This is a genomic window from Streptomyces sp. F001 (genome assembly GCF_004187715.1).
Taxonomy (GTDB): domain Bacteria; phylum Actinomycetota; class Actinomycetes; order Streptomycetales; family Streptomycetaceae; genus Streptomyces; species Streptomyces flavusporus.
In genome coordinates this window covers 126,957-144,507 of record NZ_QZWF01000011.1, presented here as the reverse complement: position 1 = coordinate 144,507, position 17,551 = coordinate 126,957, and the positions used below count along the sequence as shown (strand labels likewise).

9 protein-coding genes and 4 pseudogenes are annotated in these 17,551 nt (G+C 71.1%); 7 read left to right on the top strand and 6 right to left on the bottom strand.

Annotated features, from left to right (window positions below; translation table 11 throughout):
* Positions 1-221 precede the first annotated feature (221 nt).
* The 3 genes from StrepF001_RS30765 to StrepF001_RS30755 all read left to right on the top strand — a co-directional run bounded on the left by StrepF001_RS30765 (position 222) and on the right by StrepF001_RS30755 (position 3,489).
* Positions 222-1,076 (top strand): helix-turn-helix transcriptional regulator, encoded by an 855-nt coding sequence (locus tag StrepF001_RS30765; RefSeq protein ID WP_129801471.1) that lies wholly within the window; start codon positions 222-224, stop codon positions 1,074-1,076.
* Positions 1,077-1,727: 651 nt separating this feature from the next.
* Positions 1,728-2,567, top strand: a complete 840-nt coding sequence (locus StrepF001_RS30760; RefSeq protein ID WP_129801470.1) for an SDR family NAD(P)-dependent oxidoreductase — start codon at positions 1,728-1,730, stop codon at positions 2,565-2,567.
* Positions 2,568-2,706: 139 nt separating this feature from the next.
* Positions 2,707-3,489 (top strand): SDR family oxidoreductase, encoded by a 783-nt coding sequence (locus tag StrepF001_RS30755; RefSeq protein ID WP_206306992.1) that lies wholly within the window; start codon positions 2,707-2,709, stop codon positions 3,487-3,489.
* A gap of 370 nt (positions 3,490-3,859) precedes the next feature.
* Here StrepF001_RS30755 and StrepF001_RS30750 read toward each other — a convergent pair whose 3' ends face one another.
* The 3 genes from StrepF001_RS30750 to StrepF001_RS30740 form a co-directional block, all read right to left on the bottom strand.
* Complete coding sequence (locus tag StrepF001_RS30750) at positions 3,860-5,107, bottom strand: MFS transporter (RefSeq protein WP_129801533.1); 1,248 nt, start codon at positions 5,105-5,107, stop codon at positions 3,860-3,862.
* 125 nt (positions 5,108-5,232) lie between these two features.
* A complete protein-coding gene (locus tag StrepF001_RS30745) occupies positions 5,233-6,624 on the bottom strand; it encodes an amidohydrolase family protein (RefSeq protein ID WP_129801468.1) in 1,392 nt (463 codons plus the stop codon).
* 167 nt (positions 6,625-6,791) lie between these two features.
* Positions 6,792-7,547 (bottom strand): Atu4866 domain-containing protein, encoded by a 756-nt coding sequence (locus tag StrepF001_RS30740; RefSeq protein WP_129801467.1) that lies wholly within the window; start codon positions 7,545-7,547, stop codon positions 6,792-6,794.
* Between the two features lie 348 nt (positions 7,548-7,895).
* Between StrepF001_RS30740 and StrepF001_RS30735 the strand changes: the two are divergent.
* Both StrepF001_RS30735 and StrepF001_RS30730 read left to right on the top strand, forming a co-directional pair.
* Positions 7,896-8,135: pseudogene (locus StrepF001_RS30735) on the top strand (Atu4866 domain-containing protein); the annotation flags it as partial.
* Positions 8,136-8,137: 2 nt separating this feature from the next.
* A pseudogene (locus StrepF001_RS30730) lies at positions 8,138-8,467 on the top strand (TSUP family transporter); the annotation flags it as partial.
* Between the two features lie 458 nt (positions 8,468-8,925).
* Here StrepF001_RS30730 and StrepF001_RS30725 read toward each other — a convergent pair.
* Positions 8,926-10,079, bottom strand: a pseudogene (locus StrepF001_RS30725) (magnesium and cobalt transport protein CorA).
* Positions 10,080-10,236: 157 nt separating this feature from the next.
* Here StrepF001_RS30725 and StrepF001_RS30720 point away from each other — a divergent pair.
* Positions 10,237-11,346, top strand: a complete 1,110-nt coding sequence (locus StrepF001_RS30720) for a winged helix DNA-binding domain-containing protein (RefSeq protein WP_129801465.1) — start codon at positions 10,237-10,239, stop codon at positions 11,344-11,346.
* A gap of 110 nt (positions 11,347-11,456) precedes the next feature.
* Here StrepF001_RS30720 and StrepF001_RS30715 read toward each other — a convergent pair whose 3' ends face one another.
* Positions 11,457-12,248 (bottom strand): serine protease, encoded by a 792-nt coding sequence (locus StrepF001_RS30715; RefSeq protein WP_129801464.1) that lies wholly within the window; start codon positions 12,246-12,248, stop codon positions 11,457-11,459.
* Between the two features lie 239 nt (positions 12,249-12,487).
* A pseudogene (locus StrepF001_RS30710) lies at positions 12,488-15,318 on the bottom strand (LuxR family transcriptional regulator).
* Positions 15,319-15,563: 245 nt separating this feature from the next.
* On the opposite strand from StrepF001_RS30710, the gene StrepF001_RS30705 reads away from it, so the two are divergent.
* Complete coding sequence (locus StrepF001_RS30705) at positions 15,564-17,234, top strand: AMP-binding protein (RefSeq protein ID WP_129801463.1); 1,671 nt, start codon at positions 15,564-15,566, stop codon at positions 17,232-17,234.
* The last annotated feature ends 317 nt before the right edge of the window (positions 17,235-17,551 follow it).

Sequence of the window (17,551 nt, the reverse complement as noted above, 5' to 3'; positions counted from 1 at the left end):
TTTGACGGGCTTCTCCGGTCCCTGGGGTCGCTGCGGAGACTGGGCTGTCGGCAAGAGGGCATCTGAGGGGCGCCGACGACTCGAACATCACGCTCGCGAGGCGCCCATCATGATGTGCCACGGCTCGTCACGTGCTTTCCCTCGGGGGACCCGCATTCCTGGGTGTAATGCACCCACCGTCGGCAGAACCGTGCCCGGCGTTTTCCGCCTACCTTGGCAGCATGGACAACGACACGCACCCTGACCCGGTTGGAGGGCTGGGCCAGTTCCTCCGCTCCCGCAGGGAACGCCTCGGACCTGCCGCGGCAGGACTGTCCGCCGCGAGTCGGCGAAAGGTGCCCGGCCTGCGGCGCGACGAGGTCGCGACACTCTCAGGTGTCAGCCTCAGCTACTACAGCCGACTCGAACAAGGCCGTGAACTCAGCCCCTCACCCCGGGTGCTGGAGGCCCTTGCCCGGGCGCTGCAACTCGGGGACGAGGACAAGGGGGAGCTCTTCCGGCTGGCCCGGCCGACAGCCCGCCGCACGAAGTCCCCCTCCCGGGTCGAGCGGGTCCGCCCGCACCTGCGGCAACTGATCGAGAGCTGGACCAGGACGCCGGCCTTCATCATCGGGCACGCCCAGGACCTCCTGGCCACCAACGCGTTGGCCGACGCTCTCTACCGTGACTTCGCGCAGCACGACAACGTGCTGCGCATGCTCTTCCTGGACCCCGCGGCGAAGTCTTTCCACCGGAATCCGGAGCGAGCCCGGCATCGTGCGGTCGCCGACCTTCAGCAGACCGCAGCCAGTACCCCGGAGGATCCCCGCATCCTGGAGCTCGTCGGCGAACTGTCGGTGCGCAGCGGCGAGTTCCGCTCCCTGTGGGCACGTGAGTACACCCAAGTCCCGCCCTACGACGTCAAGCAGGTGTACCACTCCGTCGTCGGAGACCTGGAACTGCGGCACGAGGCCCTCAACATCCGCAGCGTCCCAGGGCAGCAGCTCATCATCCTGCAGGCCGAGCCGGGCTCCCCCTCCGCCGACGGACTGGCCCTGCTGGGCTCCCTGAGCGCACCCGAAGTACCTCACCAGTAAAATCCCGCACACGGCGCCTGAACCAGGAGACCGCCAGGAAATTGTCTCCGCCGGGACGCGCATGTGCCCGGCGGGGCTGGCGTGTTTCACACCCTTGGGGTGTTTTGCGTATTCCTATCGGTGACATCGGGAATTCCGACAGGGAAATCAATGGAAAGACACACCTCGCTCGATGCCGACGGATCGAAAACCAGCCGTCCCGCGTTTTCCGCGTGCTTGGATGCGGCAGCCTCGATCGCTTCCCGGCCCTTCCGTGAACGCGCTGGTGCGAGGGCATCAGCGGCACGCGCATCGCGTGCGATGATCCCCGGTTTCTCCCTGCGGTTGATCGAGAGGGGCAGTCGGCTGCGCTCCGCGGGCCTCTGCTTTCAGGGACGCCTTTGCCGCAGCAGGCTGCCTGCGGACTCCAGTCAAGGCTCCTGGCAGGCGCACCCCATGGCCGAAGGGGCCGGTGGTGCCGCGACCGAGGACCCTGGGCTCGTTGGAGCCGCTGCTCAGCCTTCGGTGCTTCGCCCGGACGTACGCCTCGTCTTCCTGGGTGTGGAACTCCCAGGAAAAGCGCAGCCTTCATAGCCCCGTAGCCGACGGGCACACTCGAACACGTCAACAGGAAATCCCCGAAAAGGGGAAGCGACGAAAGAGGTTTTCCCCATGGCTACGTGGTTCGTCACCGGCGCCTCCCGCGGAATAGGTGCGGAAATCGCCCGCGCCGCTCTGGCAGGCGGAAACAATGTCGTGGTCGCCGTACGGAACCCGGAGCGTGTGCCGGACGATCTGAAGAACTCGGACAAGGTCTTCGCGGTCGCCCTGGACGTCACGGACAACGACAGCATCCCGAAGGCGGTCGAGGCCGCCGTGGAGCGGTTCGGCGGCATCGACGTGCTGGTGAACAACGCCGGCCGCGGCCTGCTCGGCGCGCTGGAGGAGATCACCGACGCGGAGGCCCGGTCGCTGTTCGACCTCAACGTGTTCGGCCTGATCAATGTGACCCGCGCCGTGCTGCCCGTCATGCGCAAACAGGGCTCGGGCCGGCTGGTGCACATCGGTTCCCGCTCCGGTTTCGAGGGCGAGCCCGGTGTCAGCCTGTACTGCGCGTCGAAGTTCGCCGTCGCGGGCATCAGCGAGGCGCTCTCCGTCGAGATGGCCCCGTTCGGGATCCAGTCGATGGTCGTCGAGCCGGGTGTGTTCCGCACCGACTTCCTCGACGGCAGCTCCCTGTCGGTCGCCGTGGACCGCATCGCCGACTACGACGACACCCCCGCGCACGTGACGCTGGACTGGATCGACCGGGCCAACCACGCCCAGCTCGGCGACCCCGTCAAGGGCGCTGCGCTCATCGTCGAGGTCGCCTCCACCGAGAAGCTGCCCACCCACCTCTACCTCGGGCGCGACACCCTGGAGCGGTTGGACGTCAAGTACCGGCAGGTGCAGGACGACCTCGCCCCGTGGCGCGAGAAGTCCGCCGCCACCGCCCACGACGACGCCGCCTGACACACCGCCGGGCCCTCGCCTTCGGTGCCCGCGGCCCTCTCCAGCAGCCCGGCCGGGCAGAACGATCTGGCCGGCCGGGCGCCTCACCACCCCGGCTCTCCCCACCTCCGGGCCTTCCGATCAAAGAGATTGAGGTTTTGTGATGTCTGCTGCTCTGCTCACCGGCACTCCCCTGGACGGCCGTGTCGCCGTCGTCTCCGGCGCCTCCAGCGGCATGGGCGCCGTCACCGCTCAGCGCCTCGCCGAACTCGGCGCCACCGTGGTCGTACTGGCCCGGCGCAAGGAGCGCCTCGACAGCCTGGTCAAGGACATCGAGGCCGCCGGCGGCACCGCGCTCGCCCTGGCCGTCGACGTCACCGACCGCGACGCCGTCCAGAGCGCCGCCGACCAGGTCGCCGCCCGCTTCGGCAAGGCCGACCTCGTGTTCAACAACGCGGGCGTCCAGCTCATCTCCGGCATCGAGGAACTCAAGGTCGACGACTGGCAGCGCCAGATCGACCTCAACATCAGCGGCCTGATGAACGTCATCGCCGCGTTCCTCCCCCACCTGACGGACTCCGCCGCCCAGGGCAGGCCCGCCGACCTGATCAACACCTCCTCCATCGCGGCCACCCGCATCCTGGCGAAGTTCTCCATCTACTCCGGCACCAAGGCATACATCAGTCACCTCACCCGGCTGCTCCGTGTCGAACTCGGCCCGAAGATGGTCCGCGTGGCCACCATCGAGCCCGGCATGGTCGACACCGAACTCCCCGACCACGTCACCGACCCCGACGCCTCGAAGCTGATGGCCGACCTCATCCACGACATCGACGTCCTTCAGAGCGCGGACATCGCGGAAACCGTCGCCTTCATGGCCGCCGTCCCGCGCCACGTCAACCTCACCGAAATCACCATCCTGCCCACCGCCCAGGTCGTCTGAAGTCCGTCCCGTCATGGCGGGGGAGGAACAGCGTCACGCTGTTCCTCCCCCGCCATGACGCGTTGGCTCAAGACGGGAGACTGGACAGCTGCCGGTACTCTCCGAGGCTCAGCGGTCCGGCACAGGTGTGGTCACGGCTGTCTGCCAGGCGCGCGCGAGGGCCGGGCAGAGACGGGGAAGGGTGTCCGAGAAGCATGCCGGCCAGCCCAGGGATCGAGACGCTGTCGCGCCTCCTCACGTCGTCCTGCCCGATACCTGGCAGGCGGGCCCTGCCGGATTCTCCAGCCGGAAAGCAACCCGTGCGGGCGCAAGGGGCCACGCCGGGTCCGTGTGCCGGGAAGGGACGGGGTGCACGGGGTGCGAGCAGGGGTTATGCGGCGCGGTGGTGGCGTAGCGCGGGCAGGGCCAGCAGGACGCCCAGGACGAGCGCGGCGGCGACGACACGGAGGATGCCGCCGAAGCCCAGGCCGGTCAGGGCGCCGGTGAGCTGCGGGCCCAGGCTGGCGCCGATGAACATGCTGCATCCGTAGAGGGCGACGGCCGCACCGCGAGCGTGCGGGGCGGCGGCGTTGATGGTCTCGACGACGGCGGGCGCCGCTGCGGCGACGGCTGCCACGAACAGCAGGAGGACGATGGCCAGTGGCACGGCGTGAGGGCCGAGGGAGGAGCCGCCCGCGACGGTGAGGGCGGCCAGTGCGAAGGCGAGGACCGTGCGCAGGGGTGCGGCCAGGCGCTGGAGCACGGGGGCGAGCACGGGGACGGCGACCAGAGCGGGCAGCGCGCCGGCCCGGAGCGCGAGGATCGCGGAGGAGTTCCCGGCGATGCCGGCCGGTCCGGCGATGGCCACCGCCGTATAGACGGCGACGAAGGCGGACATCAGGGCCACGGTCGACAGGTACAGGGCGACCAGGCGCGGCCGGCGCAGCAGCCGTGGCATCGCCGCGAACGCCTGCCCCAGCCCGCCCCCGGTGCCCTGGCGCAGGGTGGGCCGCAGCACACGGCGCACCGGTATCAGGCTGAGGGCCATCAGGGCGGCACTGATCCAGAAGACCGCGCGCCAGCCGAGCCCGGCCTCGACGGCCTGGGCGCCGATCTGCAGGAGCACGGCGGCGGCGAACATGCCGCTGGTGATGCAGGTCAGGGCGGTACCGCGGCGCTGTGGCGCGATGTGGCGGACGGCGTAGGAGAGCGCGGCGGGCGCGAAGCTCGCGGTGGCGAGTCCCTGCACGCTGCGCAGGGCGATGGCGGTGGGAAGGTCGGGAGCGGCGCTGACCGCCAGGGTGGCTGCCGTGGCGGCCACGAGCCCGGCGGTGATCACGGCACGCGATCCGTAGCGGTCGGAGAGGGGACCGGCGAGGAGGAATCCGGCGGCGTAGGCGAAGCCGAACGCCGTCGCGGTCCAGGTGACCTGCTCCGGTGTGGTGCCGAGGGCGGTGGCCATGGGGTGCAGCAGGGCCAGGACGGTGTACATCTGGCCGACCATCAGGACGCCGAGTGCGGTGAGCAGGGCGATGGCCGGCGCGGCGGGGGCCCAGGAAGCCGGCTGGCCCTCAGTGCTGGGCGCGGTCGCTGTGAGCCGGGGGGAAGTGGCGAGCGGGGCGGGACATGGGAACTCCAGAAGGGGGGCGTCTGGTTGCCGCCCCGTGTATGTGCGCGCGGCCCGATCGGCCGAGGGGCGCCACCGGGATGCGGTGGGTGCCCCCGGCCGTGGAGGGACGGCCGGGGGACGAGGGTGGGAACCGGTCAGGCGACCGGGGTGTTCAGCACGTACGCGCGCGAGGCGTGCACCTCGCTGCGCAGGGCGGCCAAGTCGACGTCGAGAACCTGTCCGTCCCACTTGCGGGGTTCGCCGTTGATGAGGACGGCGCTGATGTTGCGGGCGTCGGAGCCCAGCACGATCGTGCCGATCGGGTCGTTGAGCGGCATGTTGTTGAGGTCCTCGGCCTGGATGACCAGCAGGTCGGCCTTCTTGCCCGGGGTGAGTGAGCCGGTGACGCCGGCCAGGCCGTTGGTGCGGGCGCCCTGGAGGGTGGCGAAGTCGAGGACGTCGTGGGTGGTGATGCGGGACGGCTGCTGGTCGGTTCCGTGGACGGCGTTGACCGCGCGCATTCGCTGGATGGCGTGCAGGGCCCGCATCTGCGTGAACATGTCGCTGGCCAGGGCGACTTCGACGTCGATGCTCAGTCCGGGGCGGATGCCGACGGCGAGCGCCTCGTCGACGGCGGGGATCGCGCTCTCCAGGCCGATCTGCGCGTCGGAGGTGGGGGCGAGGGCCACGGTGGTGCCGGTCTCTCCCATCGCCTTCCACGCGTCGGAGGTCAGTCCGGTGGAGTGGATGAGGGTGACGTCGGGGCTGAGGATGCCGTCCTTGGCCCAGCGAAGGACCGCCTCGGAGCCGGACGTGCCGAACACGGCGTCCACACTCACTCCGATGCCCAAGTCTGCGGCGACGCGGGCGAGTTCGGGGCCGTAGGCGAGCGCGGGTCCGGCGATCTCGTCGGTGGCCAGGGTCGCCAGGCGCAGGGTCAGCAGTTGGTCGTCGCTGCTGAAGTACTGGCTCTTGATACGGGTCAGGTCGCCGGGCCACTGCCGGTCCCACTCGCCGAAGTGCGGGCCCATGGAAGCGTGCACGCCACGGATGCCGGTGTCGACGAGGGCCTTGATCGCGGCGTCGGAGTGCTCGCGGGTGCGGGAGTTGTGGGAGAAGTCGAGCATGGTCGTGATGCCGCTGTCGATCGCGGTCAGCGCGGCCAGTCTGGTGCCGGTGTACATGTCCTCGGGCCGGTAGACCGTGGCGTAGCCGGCCAGGGTGGCCATGACATAGCCGCCGAGGTCGTCGACATCCGGCATGATCCGGCGCAGCTGGGCCTCCCAGGCGTGCCGGTGGGTGTCGACGAAGCCGGGGGTGAGGACCGTGCCGGTGGCGTCGACGACCACGGCGTCGCCCGCGTCCAGCTCACGGCCGACCGCGCTGATCGTGTCGCCCTCGACGAGGACGTCGCCGCGCTCGATGATCCCGAGGCCGGGGTCCATGGTGACGACGGTCGCGCCGGTGAAGAGGATGCGCCGCCGGCCGGCGGCAAGACGCCGGAGCTGTTCGAGCACGGCGGGGCTGGTGGTGTCGTTGACGTTCATGAGAGGTCTTCTTTCCGTACGCCGGAGAGGGAGGTGGTGGGCTGCCGGGGGGCCGAGGCTGCTCGAACACCAGCCTCGGCCGCGGCCGCTACGGCAACCAGGTCGCCGTTTCCCCAGGTGTGGCACACCCAGGGTCGGGACAGCCGTCGTGCTGGTCGGTGTGTGGGTCAGCCGAGCTTCATGACGTAGCCGGCGTGGTGGAGTTCGTCGCCGGTGAATGCGCCGTAGGCCCAGAAGCCGAGGTCGTCGAGGTAGTCGATGCGGTCGCCGTCGATCCAGTAGCGGCCTTGGTAGGCGTGGGGGCGTCCGCCGCGGGTCTCGTCGTAGCGGCCGTCGGCGGTGAGCTCCTGGTGGAGGAAGTTCTTGACGTCGATCCAGACGCCGACGCGGGGGCTGCCGGTGAGGTCGGGGGAGGCGGGTATGCCGGCCTGGGGGGCGGTGGCCCGGCCGGGGGCGTCGGCGCCGGCCCACAGTACGGGGCGGCCGGCCGCGATCAGGGCGCGGATCTGCTGGGGCCGGGAGAAGAGGGTGGCCAGGGCGGCGGGCACGTCGGTGGCGTCCTCGTCGGGGACGACGAGGAAGTCGGTGCTGTTGCCGGGGGTGAGGGTGGCGACGTATTCGGAGCGGTGTCCGCGGCCGCCGGTCAGTGCGGCGGTGTCGACGACGGCGGGGGCGATGGTCATGCCGGTGCAGTCGACGACGATGGCGTTGTCGTCGCCGGCCGCGGTGATGATGGCGGGGCCGACCCCTACGACCAGGGAGCCGACGAACAGGAGGTCGGCGCCGGTCATGGTCCCGATCAGCGGGTCCATCGTCAGGATGCGGGCGTTGGTGAACAGGACGGGACGTCCCTCGCCGTTCGAGAGGATCTCGTCGAGGGCCTCGGGGTTCCAGCTCACGGTGCCGGTGTCGGTGATGCTCATTGCATGCTCCTCAGTGGAGTCGCCTCATCGGTGTCCCTACTTGAGCGTCGTGAGTGCCGGTGCGGGTCCGAGGCGAGAGTTCGGCAGCTACAGCGGCTGCCTGACCACCAGGTTCGTCGCGCGGTGGAATCGGAACCAGGCCGCCGTTGTCCCAGGTGTCCGGCACCCACGATCCGTCCCGCCGCGTACGACGAAGGAGCCATGGGAAGGTCCCGGACGGCCCGCGCCGCCGGCGCACCGCACGAAGGGCTTCGTCGCTCGCGATGCTGGGTGCACGGCACCCAGGAAGCCCTCACCTGGGGAGACGGCGGCCTGGTCACCACCGGCCGCCGGGACGATCGTAGAGCCATGACCAGCAACGACACGCCCCGCGACCCGCACCCCTACGTTGGCATGTGGGTGACCGCGGACGGCTTCATCCGCCAGGAACTGCTGCCCGACGGCCGCTACGACGAGGCCCGCGGCAACCGCCGCAGCGCCTACACCGGCAGCTACACCGTCACCGGCGACCACATCGACTACGTCGACGACACCGGCTTCACCGCCACCGGCGACGTCCGCGACGGCGTTCTCTTCCACGAGCACCTGACGGCATCTACGGCATCGGCGGCGGCTCTCTCCTCGGCCCTGTCCTCGTCGGGCGCGGCCTGCCCGTCGCGCGCGTCGCCCCGGCCGCGCTCGCCGCCACGTTCACCACCTACCTCGTCGGCGCTGCTGCCTACGCGCTGCTCTCCCTCGTGAGCACCGGAGACGTCGCCCCCGACTGGTGGCCCGGGCCCGCCTGCGGCACCGGCGGACTGATCGGCGGCTACCTCGGCGCACGCCTCCGACCCCGCCTGCCCGAACGAGCCCTACGACTCCTGATCGGGGCCCTCGCCGCAGCCCTCGGTGCCCCGTACGCCGTCCAGATCCTGAACTGAAAGACCGTCAAGGGCAAGAGCGAGAAGCCTTGCCGGCACCGGGGACCCAAGCTGATGAGGCGTGTTGGAAATCCGCCCTGCGCTGAGGCTGTTTCCCCCGACCTGTTTTTGTTGCCCACCCCGCACCGAATCGCCCTGCGACTCTCAAGGCGCTGCACGGCGGCCGTGTTCGGACCGCTTCATGGACAACGGACAGAACCAAGCCCCTGTCGATGACGTGATGTCGTCTGCCACCCTCAGAAGTCCACTGCCCTCCGTGCTGACCACCGCTCCCAGCCGGCGCCGCAGCGGCGACGCCCTCGCAGGTCAACGCCCACGATCGCCGCAGTCCGCCCGGATCGGTGCGCGGCTCATTCTCCCCAGATTCTCCCCAGCGGTCTCCAGCGGCCTCAATCGCGCCGTCGGCACCTCCGATCGCGGCCGCACCGCCCCGCCGCAACGCCTCTCACCCCGAATACTCAGAGCCAGTCCTTCCGCTTGAAGATGATGTACAAACTGGTGCAAACCCCCGCCATAAGCAACACTGCGAACGGGTACCCGAACACCCAGTGCAACTCCGGCATGTGGTCGAAGTTCATGCCGTAAATAGTTCCGACCAGCGTCGGAGCGAACAGAATCGCCGCCCACGCTGAAATCTTCTTGATCTCCTCGTTCTGCTCGAACCCCGCCTCCGCCAACGCCCGCATCTCCGCGTTCTGTTGCTGGTTCACCAGGGTCGCGTTCACCGTGAGGATGTCCGCCAGGGCCTGGCGGAAGCCGTCGACCCGCTCGCTGGTGTGGGTGACGTGGTCGGCGACGTCGCGCAGATAGCGCTGAAGTTCCTCTTCCGTGCCGTACTTGGCGAAGCCGGCCATCAGGCCGTGCAGCATGCCGACGAGGGGACGGGTGGCGCGCTGGAACTCGACTATTTCGCGGGAGAGTTCGTAGATGCGACGGGAGACCTCGGGGTCGCCGAGGAAGACCTCGGTCTCGATCTCGTCGATGTCGTTCTGGACGCCGGCGACGACCGGCACGTAGCCGTCGACCACCGCGTCCAGTATCGCGTACAGCACCGCCTCCGGCCCCAGCTTCAGCAGCTCGGGCGTCTCCTCCATGCGGTGGCGCACCGCCGACAGGTCGGGGGCCGCACCGTGGCGGACGGTGATCACGAAGTCGGAGCCCACGAAGACATGCAGTTCGTCGAACTCGACCTCCTCCGGCGCGTCGAGATACCGGGCCGCCCGCAGCACGACGAACAGTGTGTCGCCGTAACGTTCCAGCTTCGGGCGCTGATGGGCCTCCATCGCGTCCTCCACGGCCAGCGGGTGCAGATCGAACTCGTCGGCGAGGGAGAGCAGTTCTCCCTCGGTGGGGCGGGCCAGGCCGATCCACGCCATGCCCGACGGCTGCTCGCGCAGTTCGCGGTAGGTGTCGGCGAGGCCGGCGGGGGAGGAGACGCGGACGCCGTCCTGGTAGACGACGGCCTGGACCACGCTGGGGATCTCCGTGGGCAGCGGCTCCGGGGCCTCGGGGGCGGGGTCCGGGGTCTTCGGCGGCTGGTCGGGGGGAGGGTGCGGCGCCAGCCGGACCTTCTGGAGTTCTTCGCGGCGGGTCGGGCGCGTCGCTCGGACATCGCGCTGCCTCCCGGGTCTGGCCTGCGGCTGTGTGGTCGTTCAGCAGAATCGTTCAGCAGGATATACGGGGCAAACGGTATCGGCGGGGCGGTCGGCCGGGGGTCCGGTGAGAGTTGCGGACAGAAGCTGTCCGCAGGTCGCGTTAGCGTGCGCTGCATGACCAGGACGAAGCCCGTCGTGACCGCCCCCGTGCTCGGGACCCGCGCCCTGAACCGCGCGACCCTCGACCGGCAGCTGCTGCTGCGCCGCTCCCCGCTGTCCGCGGCGGCGGCCGTGGAGCACCTCGTCGGCCTCCAGGCCCAGGAGGTCAAACCCCCGTACCACGCGCTCGCCGCCCGCCTCGACGGCTTCACCCCCGAGGAGCTGTCCGGGCTGCTGGCCCGCCGCGAGGCCGTCCGTATCGTCACCCTGCGCTCGACCATCCACCTGCACACCGCCGACGACTGCCTCACCCTGCGGCCGCTGGTGCAGCCCGCCCGCACCCGGGAGCTCAACCTCTTCCGCAAGGGTCTCGTCGGCGTCGACCTGGACCGGCTCGCCGCGCTCGCCCGTGACCTGGTCGAGGCCGAGCCGCGCACGATGCGGCAGCTGCGCGAGGCCCTGCTCGTCGAGTGGCCGGACGCCGATCCGCAGGCCCTGGCCGTGGCCGCCCGCTGCACCCTCCCCCTCGTCCAGGTCACCCCGCGGGGGCTGTGGGGCCGCAGCGCCCAGGTCGCCCTCACCACCGCCGAGCACTGGCTGGGCCGCCCCGCCGAGCCCGCCGCCGGACCCGACACCGCCGTGCTGCGCTACCTCGCCGCCTTCGGACCCGCCTCCGTGAAGGACATGCAGACCTGGTCCGGCCTGACCCGGATGCACCCCGTCTTCGAACGGCTCCGCCCCCGGCTGGTCACGTTCCGCGACGAGCACGGCGTCGAGCTCTTCGACCTCCCCGACGCGCCCCGCCCCGACCCGGACACCCCGGCCCCGCCGCGCTTCCTGCCCGAGTTCGACAACCTGCTGCTGTCCCACGCCGACCGCACCCGGGTGGTGCCGCCCGCGAACCGGGGCCGCACCTGGCAGGCGAACACCGTCTACTGTCCGCTCCTCGTCGACGGCTTCCTGGCCGGTGTGTGGCGGCTGCTCGGCGACACCCTCGTCATCGAGCCCTTCGGCAGGCTCACCGAGGCCCAGCGCGCCGAGGTGACCGAGGAGGGCGCGCGCATGCTCCGGGTGCTGCACAAGGAGACGTCGTACGACATCCGCTTCGGGACCGTCATCCCCTGAACGGCATGGAACCTGTACGGCATGGAAAGGGGGCGTTGCGGGCCGCTCGTGGAGGCCCGCAACGCCCCCTGGTCACTCACCTGAGGGGTACTCAGGAGTCCTTGTTCTGCCTAGGAGTTGACCTGCGCGGTCACCAGGCTCGAGAAGGTGGTGAGGCGGGTGTATATGCCCGGGTAACCGGCCGCCGCGCAGCCCTCGCCCCAGGAAGTGATTCCTGCCAGGCGGCCCCCGATGAGCAGCGGACCGCCGCTGTCGCCCTGGCAGGTGTCCACGCCGCCGGAGGTGTATCCGGCGCACACCATGTCGCTCGCGACGAAGTCCGAGCCGTACGAGCCGGCGCAGCTGGAGTCGGAGACCGTCGGGACCGTCGCGGTGCGCAGCTGGTTGGAGGAGCTGCCCCCCGAGGAGGTGGTGCCCCAGCCGAGGATGCGGGCGGTGGTGCCGGCCGCGTAGACGGAGGTCTGCGAGGAGGAGACGTACGGCGCCGTCGTGTACGGCATGGACGTCGACAGGGTCAGGACGGCCACGTCGTCGCCGTTGGTGACGTCCGTGTAGCTCGGGTGGATCCAGATCTTGCTGACCCGGCTCACCGTGCCGTTCGTGCCGTTCAGGTAGGTGCGGCCGCCGACCACACGGACGCTGCTGGTGGTCTCGCCGACCATGCAGTGGGCGGCGGTGACGACCTTGGTGGGGGAGACCAGCGTGCCGCCGCAGAACTGGTCCTGCGAGGCGTCCGTGATCTGCATCATGAACGGGTACGCGGTCGTGGTGGTCGTCGTGCCGCCGACGATGGGCTGCGGGGCGGCGACCGCGGCGGGAGCGGTCAGCAGCGCGGTCGCGGCGGCGGCAGCGGCCGCCGTGAGGACGGCGGCGGTCTTTCTGAGACGGGTGAGCCCGAGCATGAGTCTCCTCAAGGGGTTGCCGGTGGGGGGGGTCGCGCGGGTGTGGGGGTTGAGCACGAGGGTCTCGGGACCGACCCCCGTGTGCCCGGCGAGCGGCACGCCCTTACGCTAGAACCCGGAACGCTTCTCTCCCAATGAGGGAACCCCCTAAGGGAGTTGGGAAGGGAAATCCCTCGGTTCCCCGCAACAGACCCCGTGCGGGCCTCACTTGGTGTACGACTTCACTTCGCGTACGGCCCTCACCTGGCGTGGCGCCCCGCCGCCAGTCTGACGATGTCCACCCGCGATCGGATCCCCAGCTTGCGGTAGACCCGCGTGAGCGTGGCCTCGACCGTCTTGACGCTGATGAACAGACGCCCGGCTATCTCCCGGTTGGTAGCGCCCTCCATGACGAGCGCGGCGACCTGACGCTCCATCGAGGCCAGCCCCTCCAGCGCGTCGAGCGCGGCGGGCGCGGCCGCCGGGACGGACGGGCCCGCGGCGGCCGCCGCGTCCACCTGGCACAGCCAGGGCAGCGCCCGGCACCGTCTGAACAGCCGCGCCGCCTCGTCGTACGACGTCGGGCCCGGCATGGGGATCCCCCCGCCCGAGCGAAGTCGAGAGTGGGAGAGGGTGCGCAGCCGCGCCGACTCGAAGGCGGCCCGCGCCTCCTCGAGCCCGTAGCCCAGCTTGGCCAGCCGGTCCTGAACGGACGTCAACCGGGCCAGTGCCGCCTCGTGTTCGCCGTGCGCCGCCCGCACCAGCGCCTCGGCCCGGTCGAGGACGGCCAGCACGCTCTCCCGGCCGAGCCGCATCGCCTGCTCCCGTGTCACGTCGATGACGTCCTGCGCCTCGGCCGGCTCACCGATGCGCACCAGCGCCTCCGCGAGGTCACCGTGCCAGCGCCCGCGCGCCGGAGCCCCTGCTCCAGCTCCCGCACCCGGCGCAGCGACACGACCGTGCTCTGGGCGTCCCCGGCGACCAACTGGACGTAGCCGAGGGCGGCCAGGGCCCGGGACATGTAGATCTGGTCGCCGTCCTCCTCGGCGTGCTGCACCGCCTCCCGCGCCAGCGCCAGCGCCCGGTCCACATCCCCGCCCGAGGCCTCCGCGATGGAGGTGAGCACGGCGGAGGCGACCTCGCCGATGCCGGAGTCGCGGGCCAGGCGCAGGCTCTCGCGGGCCAGGTCGAGAGCCCGGCCGCAGTGGCCCGAGCGCAGTTCGGTCTCGGCGAGCAGGCGCAGGAAGTGCACCTCGCTCTCGACCATCCCGCGCCGCTGCACCTCGCGCAGCAGCGCGGTCACCGTGCTACGGGCCTCGGGCAACTGGTCGCTCATCAGCAGCCAGCGCAGGCGCGTCGAACCCGCGCCGTTGTGATGACACGCCACCTGCGGGTCCTGCGGTTCCTTCAGGGCCCGCTTGATGGTCGCGGGTGCGCCCGGGTGGCCCATCAAGGTCTCGGCCTGCGCCTGGAAGGCGAGCGCCAGCAACTCGGTTCGCCGGTCGCCGGCCCGGGCGGCCAGGTCCGCCGCGTGCGCGGCCTCCTCCCGGCCCTCCGCGAAGTCGCCCTCGACCACCAGGGCCCGCCACGCCAGCTGGTAGTGCACCAGGGCCAGCAGCCGCGGATCGTCGCCGGCGTCGGCCAGTACCTGCGGGAAGACGGCGTCGACCTCCCCGAGGGCCTGCCCGGCCGCCTCGATCACCACCATCCAGGCCCGCACCCGCTCCGCGGGCACGGTGGCCCGGGTCAGCACCTCGCGGGCGATGTCCCGGGCGAGGTCCACCTCACCGGCGGTGATGGCGTCCTCGGCGGCCTGCAAGCGCCGGTCGTCGGGGCCGGGCACGCTGTCGGCCGGGGTGTGCCGGGCGGCCAGCAGCCCGAGGGACGCGGCGACCGACGGTGCCCCGCGGTCCCGGGCGAGCGCGGCGGCCTGAGCGAGCCGCGCCGCCACCTCCGGGTCCGTGCCGGTGGTCGCCAGGGCCAGATGACGGGCCCGCTCGATCGGATCGGAGGCCGCCGTGGACAGCGCCGCGTGCGCGGCCCGCCGCTCCTGCGCGGATGCCTCCGCGTACAGCGCGGCCGAGATCAGCGGATGCGCGAAGCGTACGGCGGGCCCCTCCGGCTCGGTGGCCAGCAGTCCGAGTTCGGCTGCCCGGGCGGTCTCCGCCTCGGCGCTCTCCCGGCCGGCCGCGTGCAGCAGGGCAAGCGTGGGGCGGGCGCCCGCGCTGGCCACGAGGAGGGTGTGCCGGGCCTCGCAGGACAGCATCCCCAGCCGGTTGAGGACGAGGGCCCGCAGCGAGGTCGGCACCGGCAGCGGCTCGCCGGGCCGCGGCGGGGTCGGGTTCTCGGCGAGGGCGCGGCCGAGTTCCAGTGCGAAGAGCGGGTTGCCGCCGCTGGTGCGGTGGATGTCCCGGACGGTGGAGCGCGGCAGGCCGGTGTAGCCGCGGTCGTCGAGCAGCGCGGAGACCTGGGCGCGGGAGAGCGGGCCCAGACGGACGGGGAGGGTGTCCGGAGGAGAGGCGAGCAGATGGCGGTCGTACTCCTGGCCCTCGGTCCGTACCGCGTACAGCACCTGGACCGGCGTGTCGCCGAGACGGCGGGCGGCGAAGCCGAGGAGTTCGGCGCTGGCCGAGTCCAGCCACTGCACGTCGTCGGCGACGACCAGGACGGGTCCCTCGGCGGCGAGCGCGCGCAGCGCGGACAACACCGCCAGGCGCAGCGCGAGGCCGTCGCGCTGCAGGGTGGACTCGCCGCGGCCGGTGAGCGCCGACTCCAGGGCGGTGCGCTGGGCGACGGGCAGCTTCTCGGACACCTCGTCGAGGACCAGACCGAGGAGGTCGGCCAGGGCCAGGAAGGGCAGATGGGATTCGGACTCCGTGGCGGAGCAGCGCAACACGGTCCGGGCCGCTCGGGCGTAATCCGCGGCCAAAGACCGCAGGACGGTCGACTTTCCTATTCCTGCGGGCCCGTGGAGCAGCACACTGCCCCCTCGGCCGAGCTGCTCACGCGCCGCCGTGAACGGTTCCTCCCGGCCGATGACCAGGTCGGGGCGGCTTCGGGCAGGCTCCTTGAAGTCCCGTCGCACGGTCACCGCTCCCTCCGTGTGTCGTGTTCGGGCCAAATTCTAGGCAACGAGTCGTTGAAATTCGGAGAGGCGACGTGGTGAGGGAACTAACAACCGGGATGTATAGGCAAATTCAGGTGAGCGTTGAATGACTGGGAGGGCTCCTACGCTGCAGCAGTGCCCCTGCTCCCGTTCGGGGTAGTGAGACCTGCGTCATGGATGACACGTCGGCAGCGAGCCGCCCGGCAATGGTCCGGTAACGAGGAGGACAGATGACGACGGCGACACAGCAGTTCCGCACGGCGCGGGACTTCCTGCTGGAACACCGCGAGGATTACGCCACCGCCTACCAGGGCTTCGCCTGGCCTCGCCCCGAGTACTTCAACTGGGCGCTCGACTGGTTCGACGTGGTCGCGGACGGGAACGACCGCACCGCGCTGCACATCGTCGAGGAGGACGGCCGTGAGACCCGCCTGTCCTTCGCGGAGCTGGCCGAGCGCTCCGACCGGACGGCCAACTGGCTGCGCGAACGCGGCGTCCGCGCCGAGGACCGGATCCTGGTCATGCTCGGCAACCAGGCGGAGCTGTGGGAGACCGCGCTCGCCGCGATGAAGGTGCGCGCGGTCGTCATCCCGGCCACCCCGCTGCTCGGCCCCGCCGACCTGCGTGACCGCGTCGACCGGGGCCGCGTCCGGCACGTCGTCGTCCGCTCCGAGGACACCGGCAAGTTCGCCGAGGTGCCCGGCGACTACACGCGCATCGCGGTCGGCGGGGCGCCGGCGGGCTGGCAGTCGTACGAGGACGCGTACGCCGCCCCCGCGGGCTTCACGCCCGACGGCCCCACCCGGGCCGACGACCCGCTGATGCTGTACTTCACCTCGGGGACGACCGCCCGCCCCAAGCTGGTCGAGCACACCCACACCTCGTACCCGATCGGGCACCTGGCGACCATGTACTGGATCGGCCTGAAGCCCGGCGACGTGCACCTGAACATCTCCTCGCCGGGCTGGGCCAAGCACGCCTGGTCCAATCTCTTCGCCCCCTGGAACGCGGAGGCGACCGTGTTCATCCACAACTACGGCCGGTTCGACGCGGCCCGGCTGATGGCCGAGATGGACCGGGCGGGGGTGACGACCTTCTGCGCCCCGCCCACCGTCTGGCGCATGCTCATCCAGGCCGACCTCACCCAGCTGCGCACCCCGCCGCGCGAGGCGGTGGCCGCCGGAGAGCCGCTCAACCCCGAGGTCATCGAACAGGTCCGCAGGGCCTGGGGCGTGACCATCCGCGACGGTTTCGGACAGACGGAGACCGCCGTGCAGGTCTCCAACAGCCCAGGCCAGCCGCTGAAGACCGGGTCCATGGGCCGCCCCAGCCCCGGCTACCGCGTCGAACTCCTCGACCCGGTGACGGGCGAACGGGGCGCGGCCGAGGGCGAGATCGCGCTCGACCTGTCCGTGCGGCCGGTCGGCCTGATGACCGGCTACCACGGCGACGCGGACCGTACGGCGGAGGCGATGGCCGGCGGCTACTACCGGACCGGCGACATCGGCGCCCGGGACGAGGACGGGCACATCACGTACGTCGGACGGGCGGACGACGTCTTCAAGGCCTCCGACTACAAGATCTCCCCCTTCGAGCTGGAGAGCGCCCTGCTGGAACACGAGGCGGTGGCAGAGGCGGCCGTCGTACCGGCCCCCGACGAGCTGCGCCTCGCCGTGCCGAAGGCGTACGTTGTCCTCGCCGACGGGTGGGAACCCGGCCCCGACACGGCGAAGGTGCTGTTCGAGCACTCGCGCACCGTCCTCGCCCCCTACAAGCGCATCCGGCGCCTGGAGTTCGGCGAACTGCCCAAGACCGTCTCCGGCAAGATCCGCCGCATCGAGCTGCGCGAGGCCACGGCCGCGGGCTCGCAGAACGAGTACCGCGAGGAGGACTTCCGGTGACGTCGGAGTTGCCGTAGATCCACAGGACCGGTGAAATCCCGTTCGTAAAGGCGGCGTTGCCATCTGGGCGATCAACCGCCCCGAGTGGATGCTCGTCCAGGTACGCCACCATCTGCGTCGACGGGATCATGGTGAACATCGACCAGGCCCACCGCGCGCATGACCGGCGCGTTTTTCCTCCCTGTCCAACTGCCCGGCGCACACCGATCGTTGCGCGCCGGTGTCGTAGGCCGTGCTGGCGTCGCGCGCGGCTTGTGCGCTCGTCTGTTCGGGGGAATTGCTGTCGCGCATCTGGCGTGGCGGAGCCGGTCGGGCGC

Coding starts and splice junctions, on each gene's coding strand:
- StrepF001_RS30765 (WP_129801471.1), top strand. CDS start 222: ATGGACAACGACACGCACCCTGACCCGGTTGGAGGGCTGGGCCAGTTC.
- StrepF001_RS30760 (WP_129801470.1), top strand. CDS start 1,728: ATGGCTACGTGGTTCGTCACCGGCGCCTCCCGCGGAATAGGTGCGGAA.
- StrepF001_RS30745 (WP_129801468.1), bottom strand. CDS start 6,624: ATGAACGTCAACGACACCACCAGCCCCGCCGTGCTCGAACAGCTCCGG.
- StrepF001_RS30740 (WP_129801467.1), bottom strand. CDS start 7,547: ATGAGCATCACCGACACCGGCACCGTGAGCTGGAACCCCGAGGCCCTC.
- StrepF001_RS30720 (WP_129801465.1), top strand. CDS start 10,237: ATGACCAGGACGAAGCCCGTCGTGACCGCCCCCGTGCTCGGGACCCGC.
- StrepF001_RS30715 (WP_129801464.1), bottom strand. CDS start 12,248: ATGCTCGGGCTCACCCGTCTCAGAAAGACCGCCGCCGTCCTCACGGCG.
- StrepF001_RS30705 (WP_129801463.1), top strand. CDS start 15,564: ATGACGACGGCGACACAGCAGTTCCGCACGGCGCGGGACTTCCTGCTG.